General features: G+C 66.3%; 7 protein-coding genes. All 7 read left to right on the top strand.

What is annotated here, in order from left to right; genetic code table 11:
• Nucleotides 1-9 precede the first annotated feature (9 nt).
• A complete protein-coding gene (gene hydA / locus ACE5CZ_RS13595) occupies nucleotides 10-1,431 on the top strand; it encodes a dihydropyrimidinase (RefSeq protein WP_374947870.1) in 1,422 nt (473 codons plus the stop codon).
• A gap of 10 nt (nucleotides 1,432-1,441) precedes the next feature.
• Nucleotides 1,442-2,458: a TIGR03842 family LLM class F420-dependent oxidoreductase gene (locus tag ACE5CZ_RS13590; RefSeq protein WP_374947869.1), complete on the top strand. Its 1,017-nt coding sequence runs from the start codon at nucleotides 1,442-1,444 to the stop codon at nucleotides 2,456-2,458.
• The gene (locus tag ACE5CZ_RS13585; RefSeq protein WP_374947868.1) at nucleotides 2,455-3,339 is read left to right on the top strand and encodes an ABC transporter permease; all 885 of its coding nucleotides are present in this window, start codon (nucleotides 2,455-2,457) and stop codon (nucleotides 3,337-3,339) included. The genes ACE5CZ_RS13590 and ACE5CZ_RS13585 overlap by 4 nt, the downstream gene beginning before the upstream one ends.
• Entirely contained in the window at nucleotides 3,336-4,211 is an 876-nt protein-coding gene (locus ACE5CZ_RS13580) for an ABC transporter ATP-binding protein (RefSeq protein WP_374947867.1), read from the top strand. Before ACE5CZ_RS13585 ends, ACE5CZ_RS13580 begins: the two co-directional genes overlap by 4 nt.
• Nucleotides 4,208-4,987: an ABC transporter permease gene (locus ACE5CZ_RS13575; protein WP_374947866.1), complete on the top strand. Its 780-nt coding sequence runs from the start codon at nucleotides 4,208-4,210 to the stop codon at nucleotides 4,985-4,987. The genes ACE5CZ_RS13580 and ACE5CZ_RS13575 overlap by 4 nt, the downstream gene beginning before the upstream one ends.
• A 58-nt stretch (nucleotides 4,988-5,045) precedes the next feature.
• Nucleotides 5,046-6,194, top strand: a complete 1,149-nt coding sequence (locus ACE5CZ_RS13570; protein WP_374947865.1) for an ABC transporter substrate-binding protein — start codon at nucleotides 5,046-5,048, stop codon at nucleotides 6,192-6,194.
• 79 nt (nucleotides 6,195-6,273) lie between these two features.
• Nucleotides 6,274-6,790: aminotransferase class III-fold pyridoxal phosphate-dependent enzyme (locus ACE5CZ_RS13565; protein WP_374947864.1), on the top strand; the 517-nt coding region annotated here is incomplete at its 3' end.

The following is a 6,790-nucleotide window of genomic DNA, read 5'->3' as shown; positions in this document are numbered from 1 at the left end:
GAGGGCGACATGGCAACGACGCTGATCACCGGGGGAACGGTCGTCTCTGCGACCGGACGCGCCCGAGCAGACGTGCTCATCGACGGCGAGAGAATCGCCGCCGTGCTCGAACCCGGATCGGTGCTGCTCGGTACCGACCTGACGGCGGCGGTCGACACGGTTATCGACGCAACGGGCAAGTACGTGATCCCGGGCGGGATCGATGCGCACACCCACATGCAGATGCCGTTCGGCGGCACCGAGGCATCCGACACGTTCGAGACCGGAACCCGGGCTGCGGCCTGGGGCGGCACGACGACGATCGTCGACTTCGCCATCCAGTCGTACGGCGAACGGGTTCAGGATGGCCTGGCGGCGTGGCACGAGAAGGCGGCGGGCAACTGCGCCATCGACTACGGCTTCCATCAGATCATCGGAGACGTCAATGCCGAGTCGCTTCACGCAATGGACGGGCTCCTCGACGAGGGTGTCTCGAGCTTCAAGCTCTTCATGGCGTACCCGGGCGTGTTCCTCAGCAACGACGGCCAGATTCTGCAGGCGATGCAGAAGTCGGCGGCGACCGGACTCATGACGATGATGCACGCCGAGAACGGATCCGCCATCGACGTGTTCGCGCAGCAGCTCGTCGCAGACGGCTACACCGAGCCCTACTACCACGGCGTCTCGCGCCCGTGGCAGATGGAGGAGGAGGCCACGCACCGCGCGATCATGCTCGCGAACCTCACGGGCGCGCCGCTCTACGTCGTGCATGTCTCGGCGAAGCAGGCCGTCGGCCAGATCGCCGCCGCCCGCGACACCGGGCAGAACGTCTACGGCGAGACGTGCCCGCAGTACCTCTATCTCTCGCTCGAAGACAACCTGGGGGCCGACGGGTTCGAGGGCGCCAAGTGGGTGTGCTCGACGCCGCTGCGCTCGAAGCACGAGCACCACCAAGACCAGCTGTGGCAGGCTCTCCGCACCAACGACATCCAGATGGTCTCGACCGACCACTGCCCGTTCTGCATGAAGGGCCAGAAGGAGCTCGGGGTCGGTAACTTCACCAAGATCCCGAACGGCATCGGCTCGGTCGAGCACCGCATGGATCTGCTGTACCAGGGCGTCGTCAACGGCCACATCTCGCTGGAGCGCTGGGTCGAGATCACGTCGACGACTCCGGCGCGCATGTTCGGCATGTACGGAAAGAAGGGCGTCATCCAGCCCGGGGCCGACGCCGACATTCTCGTCTACGACCCGAACGGGCACACGTCGATCGGCTACGAGAAGACGCACCACATGAACCTCGACTACTCGGCTTACGAGGGCTACGAGATCGACGGACACGTCGACACCGTTCTCTCGCGCGGAAAGGTCGTCGTCGACGACAACAGCTATCTCGGCGCCAAGGGCGACGGCAGATTCATCAAACGCGGCCTCTCGCAGTACCTGATCTAAAGGACCACCCATGGAATTCGGTGCAGTACTCCAGACCAATCCGCCCGCATCGCGCACGGTCCATCTCGCCAAGCTCGCCGAACAGCACGGATTCGGCTACGTGTGGACGTTCGACTCGCACCTCCTGTGGCAGGAGCCGTATGTGATTTACAGCCAGATCTTGAACGAGACCCACCGGGTGAAGGTCGGACCCATGGTCACGAATCCGGCCACGCGCGACTGGACCGTGACGGCATCCCTGTACGCCACGCTCAACGAGATGTACGGCAACCGCACCATCATGGGCATCGGCCGGGGCGACTCTGCGGTGCGCGTCACCAACGGCGCGCCGACCACCCTCAAGGCACTCCGCGAGTCGATCCACGTGATCCGCGAACTCGCGAACTCTCGGTCGGTCGAGTACAACGGCGCCGAGCTGCGCTTTCCGTGGAGCGTCGGCAGCGAACTGGATGTCTGGGTCGCCGCCTACGGCCCGCTCGCGTTGAAACTGACAGGCGAAGTCGGCGACGGGTTCATCCTGCAGCTCGCCGACCTCGACATCGCCGAGTGGATGATCAAGACGGTGCGCGCCGCCGCCGAGAACGTCGGGCGCGATCCGGATTCGATCGCGTTCTGCGCCGCCGCCCCCATGTACATCGGCGACGACTGGCAGCACATGCGCGACCAGTGCCGCTGGTTCGGCGGCATGGTGGGCAATCACGTGGCCGACATCGTGTCGAAGTACGGCTCAGATTCGTCGGTTCCGTCGGCCCTGACCGACTACATCGCAGGCCGCGAGGGTTACGACTACAACGAGCACGGTCGCGCCGGAAACAGCCACACGGCCTTCGTTCCCGACGAGATCGTCGACCGCTTCTGCCTGCTCGGCACGGCGGACGACCACATCGAGAAGCTGAAGAAGCTCAAAGACATCGGCGTGACCCAGTTCGCCGGCTACCTGCAGCACGACAACAAGGAGGAGACCCTCCGCGTGTACGGCGAGACGGTCATCCCGGCCCTCGCAGAGCACATCACGGCCAAGGCATGATCCGAACCGGCTCGTCGCTCGGCCGACGCGTGCTTTTCGGAGTGCTCGGCATCGTCGTGCTGGCAGCCGTCTGGGAACTCTATAAGGCGCTCGGCCCCGCGACCGGTGTGGTGTTCGGAGATCTCACGGTGCTGCCGCGCACGAGTGATCTGGCGATGCCGCACATCGGCGACATGATCGCGAGGCTGTTTCGACCGGTGCGGTCTGCCGGCGACGACGAGCTGATGTGGCAGGCCGTGCTGCAGGCGTCGTTCTTCAGCCTCGGCGTGGCCGCGGTGGGCTGGATCGTCGGTGTCGTCGTGGGGATGCTGCTCGCGATCGTGATGCAGCGCTTTCGCGCGGCGGAGTCGGCCCTGCTGCCGTGGATCGTGCTGAGCCAGACCGTTCCTCTGATCGCTATCGCCCCGCTCGTCAAACGCTGGGGATCGCAGATCGAGGTCGGGTCGTTCAGTTGGGAGAACTGGATGTCGGTGGCGCTCATCGCCTCCTACCTCGCGTTCTTCCCTGTGTCGATCGGGGCGCTCCGCGGGCTCGAGTCGCCCGACGTGAACCACGTCGAGCTCATGCGCAGCTATTCGGTCGGGTGGTTCGCGACCCTCGTTCGGCTCCGTCTGCCCGCGAGCGTGCCGTATCTGCTTCCCGCACTGCGCCTCGCTGCGGCCAACGCGGTCATCGGCACGGTGGTCGCCGAGGTGTCGATCGGGCTGCGCGGCGGCATCGGCCGCATGATCGTGGAGTATGCCGCCGCGGCCGGGGGAGACCCCGCGAAGCCGTGGGCACCCATTTTCGGGGCCGTGTTCGTCGGCCTCCTGGCAGCAGGAGTGGTCGCCCTCATCGGGCTCGCCCTCAGCCGATATCGTCGAGGAGAAACCCCCGCATGAGCACCGAACCCACAGCATCCGGCCAGCCCGTCTTGCCCGGCCGGCCCGTCGCATCCACCGGCCCCGCGGCCGTGCTCGTGGCCGGGGTGGGCAAGGTATTCGCGGCGCGCAAGGGCATGGATGTGACGGCGCTCGAGGCCGTCGACCTCACGATCGCGCCGGGCGAGTTCGTCTCGCTGATCGGGCCCTCCGGATGCGGCAAGTCGACCCTGCTGCGACTCATCGCCGACCTCGACACGCCCACGAGCGGATCGATCGAGGTCTTCGGCAAGACGGCACGGCAGGCGCGCATCGATCAGGCCTATGGCATCGCGTTCCAGCAGGCGGGACTGCTGCCGTGGCGCACGGTGCGCGCGAACATCGAGCTGCCGCTCGAGCTGCACAAGGTCGGCAAGTCGGATCGGGCCGCACGGTCGGCCGAACTGCTCGCCCTGGTCGGCCTCGCAGACTTCGCAGACACGTATCCCGACCAGCTGTCGGGCGGAATGCAGCAGCGGGTCGCCATCGCCCGGTCGCTCGCCGAGAGCCCCGGGCTGCTGCTGATGGACGAGCCCTTCGGCGCCCTCGACGAGATGACGCGCGAGCGCATGCAGAACGAACTCGTGCGCATCTGCGCCGAGACGGGGGCGGCCGTCGTCTTCGTCACCCACTCGATCCCCGAGGCCGTGTTCCTCTCGAACCGTGTCGTGGTGATGTCGCCCCGCCCCGGTCGCATCCGCGACGTCATCGCGGTCGACCTGGGCCGCGCGGGTGGACGCGACGAAGGGCTGCGAGAGGCCGACAGCTTCTTCGAGGCCGTGGTCGCCGTGCGCGAGAGCCTGCACGGAGAGTCTGCGGGTGCCCCTGCGGCGCGTGGGGTCGATATCCGATGAGGCAGTCCGCGTCGCTGTCGCGCACGATTCTCCCACCGCTTCTTCTCGGTGTGCTGGCCGTGGCGCTCTGGCAGCTCGCCGTGGTCGTGCTCGAGATCAAACCGTTCGTGCTGCCCTCGCCGGTGTCGATCGCGGCCGAGTTCACGTCGAGCGTCTCGAGCGTGTGGACGTCGAGTCTCGTGACGGGGGCGAACGCACTGGTCGGCCTGTTGATCGGGGCGATTGTCGGCATCCTCGCCGCGATCGTCGCCACCGTGCTTCCGATCACCGACGAGCTGAGCGCTCCCCTTGTCGCCGCCGCGTCCGTCATTCCGATCGTCGCGCTGGCTCCCGTGCTCTACACGATGTTCGGTGCCGACAAAGAGACAGCGCGGCAACTCGTCGCGGCGCTGGCGGTGTTCATTCCCGTGTACCTCAACACTCTGCGAGGACTGCGCCAGGCCCGGCCCGTGCACCGCGATCTCATGCGGGCCTACGGCGCATCCTCGTGGCAGGCCACGCGCACGGTGACGCTGCCGGGCGCGGTTCCCTTTCTGTTCATCGGACTGCGGATCGCCTCGAGCCTCGCCGTCATCTCCGCTCTGATCGGCGAGTACTTCGGCGGCCCCATCGGCGGCCTCGGCAAGTCGATAACCTCGGCGGCGGCCTCGAGCAACTACTCGCTCGCCTATGCCTACGTGCTCGGCGCGATCATCCTGGGCCTGGCGTTCTACGTCGTGACCCTCGGCCTCGAGAAGCTCGTCTCGCCGCACCGGGCCTCGTCGACGGCCCCCTGACAACGTCCGCCGATCCCGGCGGCACTGCACCATTCACCGCACCAATACAGGAGGAACAATGAAACACAGCAATCGCCTCATTGTCACCGGCGCCATCGCGGCCGTCTCGGCGCTCGCGCTGGCGGGCTGCAGCTCGAGCGGCTCCGACGAGTCCAGTGAATCCGCAAGCGGAGAACTCACGCCGGTGACCCTGCAGCTGCAGTGGTTCGCCCAGGCGCAATTCGCCGGCTACTACGCGGCCGTCGACCAGGGCTACTACGAAGACGAGGGGCTCGACGTGACGATCCTCGAGGGCGGTGCCGACATCGTTCCCCAAGACGTGCTCTCGGGCGGCGACGCCGACTACGCCATCTCCTGGGTTCCCAAGGTTCTCGGGTCGATCGAGCAGGGCGCCGAGATCACCGACGTGGCCCAGATCTTCGAGCGCAGCGCCACCACGCAGATCTCGATGAAAGACAAGAACATCACGACGGCCGCAGACCTCGAGGGCAAGAAAGTGGGCAGTTGGGGGTACGGCAACGAGTGGGAACTCTTCGCCGGCATGCAGAAGGCCGACGTGGCCACCGACGACATCTCGCTCGTTCAGCAGGCGTTCGACATGAACGGTTTTCTCGCGGGCGACATCGACGCGGCGCAGGCCATGACCTACAACGAGTACGCGCAGGTGCTCGAATCGGTGAACCCGGCCACGGGCGAACTCTTCACCCCCGACGAGCTCAACGTCATCGACTGGAACGATGAGGGCACGGCCATGCTGCAGGATGCGATCTGGGCCGACTCGTCGAAGCTCGCCGACGACGATGCCTACGCCGACCAGACTGTCAAGTTCATCAAGGCCTCGATCAAGGGCTGGATCTACGCGAAGGACAACCCGGAAGAGGCTGCAGGAATCGTGACCGCTGCGGGTTCCACGCTCGGCGAGAGTCATCAGCTGTGGATGACCAACGAGGTCAACAAGCTGATCTGGCCGTCGACATCCGGCGGCATCGGCATGATCGACGAGGCGGCCTGGAAGCAGACCGTAGACATCGCCATGGGAACCAAGAACGAGACCGGAGCCACCGTCATCTCTGAGGAGCCGCCGGCGACCGCCTACTCGAACGACTACGTGACCCAGGCCCTCGATGAGCTGAAAGACGACGGAGTCGACGTCGACGGCGCCGACTTCGCGCCCATCGAGGTCACCCTCAAGGCGGGCGGCGAGTAGCACCCGCACAACCATCACCCTCGTTCCCTGAGCCTGTCGAAGGCTCAGGGAAACCACACAGAAAGAACAGGCACCACACGTGAATTCCCCCTCCGACGACGGCACGCGCGCGTACGACCTCGACCGGGCCTACGTCTTCCACTCCTGGTCGGCGCAGGCCGCCCTCGACCCGATGGTCATCGCCGGGGGATCGGGCTCGGTGGTGTGGGATCACGACGGCAACGAGTTTCTCGACTTCTCGAGCCAGCTCGTCAACGTGAATATCGGCCACCAGCATCCGGCCGTGCGCGACGCGATCAAGGCGCAAGCCGACATCCTCACCACCGTCGCGCCCGCCCACGCCAACCTCGCCCGGGGCGAGGCCGCGCGGCGCATCCTCGATCGCGCCGGATCGGAATTCGGCAAGGTCTTCTTCACCAACGGCGGTGCGGATGCGAACGAGAACGCGATCCGCATGGCCCGGCTCTATACGGGGCGCGACAAAGTGCTGTCGACGTATCGCTCGTACCACGGCAACACCGGCGCGGCCGTGGTGGCGACGGGGGACTGGCGCCGCGTTCCGAACGAATACGCCCGCGGACACGTGCACTTCTTCG

The organism is Agreia sp., from assembly GCF_964263775.1.
In the GTDB taxonomy this organism is placed as follows: Bacteria; Actinomycetota; Actinomycetes; order Actinomycetales; family Microbacteriaceae; genus Agreia.
The sequence above is the reverse complement of the archived record's forward strand: the minus strand, read 5'-3'. Positions and strand labels throughout refer to the sequence as shown.

Excerpts from the sequence above, each read along its gene's own strand:
- hydA (WP_374947870.1), top strand. The coding sequence starts at position 10 with ATGGCAACGACGCTGATCACCGGGGGAACGGTCGTCTCTGCGACCGGA.
- ACE5CZ_RS13585 (WP_374947868.1), top strand. The coding sequence starts at position 2,455 with ATGATCCGAACCGGCTCGTCGCTCGGCCGACGCGTGCTTTTCGGAGTG.
- ACE5CZ_RS13580 (WP_374947867.1), top strand. The coding sequence starts at position 3,336 with ATGAGCACCGAACCCACAGCATCCGGCCAGCCCGTCTTGCCCGGCCGG.
- ACE5CZ_RS13575 (WP_374947866.1), top strand. The coding sequence starts at position 4,208 with ATGAGGCAGTCCGCGTCGCTGTCGCGCACGATTCTCCCACCGCTTCTT.
- ACE5CZ_RS13590 (WP_374947869.1), top strand. The coding sequence starts at position 1,442 with ATGGAATTCGGTGCAGTACTCCAGACCAATCCGCCCGCATCGCGCACG.
- ACE5CZ_RS13570 (WP_374947865.1), top strand. The coding sequence starts at position 5,046 with ATGAAACACAGCAATCGCCTCATTGTCACCGGCGCCATCGCGGCCGTC.